General features: G+C 73.3%; 1 protein-coding gene. It reads right to left on the reverse strand.

From position 1 onward, the window contains the following. The coding region (locus ACTWQH_RS32480; protein ID WP_443290407.1) for a beta-ketoacyl synthase N-terminal-like domain-containing protein at window positions 1–4,466 on the reverse strand (4,466 nt) is incomplete at both ends.

The raw sequence follows: 4,466 nt of genomic DNA on the forward strand, positions 1-4,466 counted from the left end.
GCCGGTCCTGGCCGTAGGTGGCCAGCAGTGCCTCCGCCTCGATGGGGTCGCCCAGCGTTGTGCCGGTGCCGTGGGCTTCGACGGCGTCGATGTCGGCCGGCTTCAGGCCGGCGTTGGTCAGGGCGGCCCGGATGACGCGCTGCTGGGAGGGGCCGTTGGGGGCGGTCAGGCCGTTGCTGGCGCCGTCCTGGTTGACCGCCGAGCCGCGCACGACGGCCAGCACGCGGTGGCCGTTGCGGCGGGCGTCGGAGAGGCGTTCCACCAGCAGCACGCCGACGCCCTCGGCCCACCCGGTGCCGTCCGCCGCCGCCGCGAAGGACTTGCACCGCCCGTCCGGGGACAGCCCCCGCTGACGGCTGAACTCGATGAAGGTGCCAGGGCTGGGCATGACGGTGGCACCCCCGGCCAGGGCCATGTCGCACTCGCCGGTGCGCAGCGACTGGGCCGCCAGGTGCAGGGCCACCAGCGAGGACGAGCATGCGGTGTCGACCGTCACCGCCGGGCCCTCCAGCCCGAAGGTGTATGCCACGCGGCCCGACGCCACGCTTCCCTGGGTGCCCGTGCCCACGTAACCCTCCACGTCCTCCGGCAGCTTCGGGAGCCACGAGGCGTAGTCGTGGTACATCAGGCCCGTGAACACGCCGGTGCGGCTGCCGCGCAGCGTGGTCGGGTCGATCCCGGCGCGCTCCAGTGCCTCCCAGGTCGTCTCCAGCAGCAGCCGCTGCTGCGGATCCATCGCCAACGCCTCACGCGGGGAGATCCCGAAGAACTCGGCGTCGAAGTCGCCCGCGTCGTGCAGGAATCCGCCGTGTCGCGCGTAACTGGTGCCCGGGTGGTCCGGGTCGGGGTGGAAGAGGGTGTGCAACCCCCAGCCCCGGTTGGTCGGGAAGCCGCTGATCGCGTCGCGGCCCGTGGCGACGAGCCGCCACAGCTCCTCGGGCGTGCGGACCCCGCCCGGGTAGCGGCAGGCCATGCCGACGATCGCGATCGGCTCGCTCATCGCCGCGGTCGGCGCCAGCGCCGTAGCCGTAGCCGGGGCCGTTTCCGCGAGGTCGCCGAGCAGTTCCGTGCGCAAGTAGTCGACAAGGGCGTTCGGGTCCGGGTAGTCGAACGCCAGGGTGGCGGGCAGGCGGTGGCCGACGGCCTCGGAGAGGCGGTTGCGTAGCTGTACGGCGGTCAGCGAGTCGAAGCCGAGGTCCTTGAAGCCCCTGGTCGGCTCGATCGGGGTGCCGCGCGGGTGCCCGAGCACGGCGGCGATCTCGCCCGCCACGAGGTCGAGCAACGCCTTCCTCCGGTCCGCCGGGGCGAGCCCGGCCAGCCGCTCGGCGAGAGGCGCGGCCGACCCGCTGGGGCCCCGGGAGGCGGTGCGACGCGGCGGCCGGGCGGGGACGAGGGCGCGCAGCGGGGGCGGCAGTGTGCCGTCCTTGGCTCGTTCGCGCAGGGCGGAGGGTTCGAATCGGGCGGCGGTGGCGGGCGTTGTCACCTCTCCCGCGATCACGGCGTCGAAGAGTTCGAGGGCCTGGGGCGTTTCCAGCGGGAGCAGGCCGTTGCGGGCCATCCGCGCGAGGTCGGCTTCCGTCAGATGGCTGGTGATGCCGCTGGACTCAGCCCACAGTCCCCAGGCGATGGTGCGGGTGCCGGTGCGATGGCGGGCCAGGGCGTCGAGGAAGGCGTTGGCGGCGGCGTAGTTGGCCTGGCCGGGGGTGGCCAGGGTGGCGGTGGTGGAGGAGAACAGCACGAACGCCACGTCGGGCAGGTGGGCCGTCGCCTGGTGGAGGTTGAGGGCGGCGTCCACCTTCGGCGCCAGGACAGCGTGGAGGCGGGCCGGGGTGAGGTTCGTGACCAGCGCGTCGTCCAGGGTGCCGGCGGTGTGGATGACGCCGGTCAGGGGGTGGGCGGTGTCGATGCCCGCTATGAGGCGGCGGGTGGCCTCCGGATCGGCCAGGTCACAGGCGGTGAGGGTGACAGTGTCCGCGCCCAGGGCGGTCAGCTCCGCCTGGAGGCGGGCTGCGTGCGGGGCCTGGCCGCCCTGGCGGGAGGCGAGGTGGAGGTGGCGGGTGTGGTGGCGGGTGATCAGGTGGCGGGCTACGAGGCCGGCGAGGGTGCCGGTGCCGGTGATCAGGACGGTGCCGTCCGGATCGGGGGCCCACGCGGCCCCGCCGAAGTTGGTGGGGGTGGGAGTGGCGGTGGCGGTGGGGGTGTGTCGGGTCAGGCGGGGGACGGAGAGGCGTCCCCCGCGTATCGCGAGGTGCGGCTCCCCGGCGGCCAACGCTGAGTGCAGGGACTGGGAGTGGGGGTGGGGTTGGGGATGGGGGTGTGGGGCGGCGGGATCGTCGTCGAGGTCCACGAGCACGAAACGGCCCGGGAACTCCGACTCCGCCACCCGCACGAGCGCCTGGACCGGCGCCCGCACCAGCCCCGGCACCGCCGCGTCGGCGAGCAGCGCCAGCCGCGCGTCGGCGAGGCGCTCCTCCGCCACCCACGCCTGGACGAGCGTGAGCGCCGCCTCGCAGGCGGCGTGGATGGCGTCCGCCGACGGTTCCCGTTCGTGCGTGAGCACGGCGAAGACCGTCTCGGGCGGCGCGATACGGCCCGCCACCATCGCCTCGGCCAACTCGCCGAGTTCGGCGAAGACGGGCCCGTCGAAGCCCGTCCAGGGCGCGGTGCCCAACGCCGCCCAGCGGCCGGGCTCCGCTTGCGGGACGTCCACCGATTCCGGCAGGGGAACCCACTCCACCCGGAACAGCATGTCTCGGACAGGTGGCGTCATCGGGCGCAGGGTGAGGCGTTCCACCGAGACGACGGGCTGCCCGGCCGGGTCGGTCGCGTGCAGGGCGACCGCATCGGATCCGTCCGAGAGCACGAGTCGCACGCGCAGCGTCGTGGCGCCGGTGGCGTGCAGGCGTACCCCCGACCAGGCGAAGGGGAGGTGGGCCGCGCCGCTGCCCTGCCCCGGCCCGGTGAGGGCGATGGTGTGCAGGGCGGCATCGAGCAACGCCGGGTGGAGGGCGAAGTGTTCGGCGTCGGACACCGCCTCCTCCGGCAGCGCCACCTCGGCGTAGATCTCGTCGCCGTGCCGCCAGGCCGCGCGCAGGCCCTGAAACGCCGGGCCGTAGTGATAGCCGAGGTCGCGCAGCCGTTCGTAGCCTTCGGACAGCTCAACGGGGTCTGCGTCCGCCGGCGGCCAGGGGAGTGACTGGCCGTCCGAGGCGGCGGCGCTGGCGGCGGCGCTGGCGCTGGCCAGCGTTCCTTCGGCATGGCGGGTCCAGGGGGAGCCGTCACCGTCGCCGTCGTGGGCGGGGCGGGAGTGGACGCTGAGCGGACGCCGGTCATCAGCATCGGGAGCGCCCACGGCGACCTGGATGTCGAGGCCACCGGACGCCGGGACACGCACGGGCGCGGAGAGGGTCAGCTCGTCGACGTGACCGCCTCCGGCCTGGTGGGCGGCGTGGAGGGCGAGTTCGAGGATGGCGGTGCCGGGGAGGAGGGGGGTGTCTGTGATGGTGTGGTCGGCGAGCCAGGGGTGGGTGTGGAGGGAGATGTGGCCGGTGAGGAGGAGGTCGTTGGTGGTGGTGTCTGCGATTTCCACCAAGGCGGGGAGGAGGGGGTGTTCTGTGGTGCCCAGACCGGTGTGGGTGAGGTCGGTGGTCGATGGTGGTGGGGTCAGCCAGTAGCGCTGGTGTTGGAACGGGTAGGTGGGGAGGTCGGGGATGAGGTGGGTGTGGGGGAGGAGGGTGTTCCAGTTGGGGGTGGCGGCGTGGTGGGTGTGGAGGGTGGCGAGGGCGGTGAGGAGGGTGTGGGGTTGGTCGCGGGTGCGGTGTTGGAGGGGGATGGCGAGGTGTTCGGTGTTGTTGAGGCATTGTGCGGCGAGGGCGGTGAGGGTGGTGGAGGGTCCGATCTCGATGAAGGTGGTGGCGCCGCGTTCGGCGAGGTGGGTGAGGTGGTCGTGGAAGCGGACGGGTTCGCGGACGTGGCGGACCCAGTATTCGGGGTCGAGGAGTTGTTCGGTGGGGGTGGCGAGAGGGATCTGCGGTTGGTGGAAGGTGAGGGTGCGTACGACCCGCCGGAAGGGGTTGAGCATGCCGTCCATGTGGGGGGAGTGGAAGGCGTGGCTGACGCGCAGGAGGGTGGTCTTGCGGCCGCGTTCGGCCCAGGCGGCGGCGAGTGCTCGCACCGCGTCGGCGTCGCCGGAGATGACTGTCTCGGTGGGGGCGTTGTGCGCGGCGATGCTGACGGTGCCGTCCTGGGGCAGGGTTTCCTCCACCTCCTCGCCGCTGGCCTCGATCGCGGTCATGGCGCCGGTGGTGGGCAGGGCCTGCATGAGGGCGCCGCGGGCGGCGACCAGGGTGGTGGCGTCGGTGAGGTTGAGGATGCCGGCGCAGTGGGCGGCGGCGATGTCGCCGATGGAGTGGCCGGTGAGGTGGTCGGGGGTGATGTCCCAGCTTGTGAGGAGGTGGTAGAGGGCG

The sequence above is a fragment of the Streptomyces sp. 6N223 genome (assembly GCF_052246635.1).
Taxonomy (GTDB): domain Bacteria; phylum Actinomycetota; class Actinomycetes; order Streptomycetales; family Streptomycetaceae; genus Streptomyces.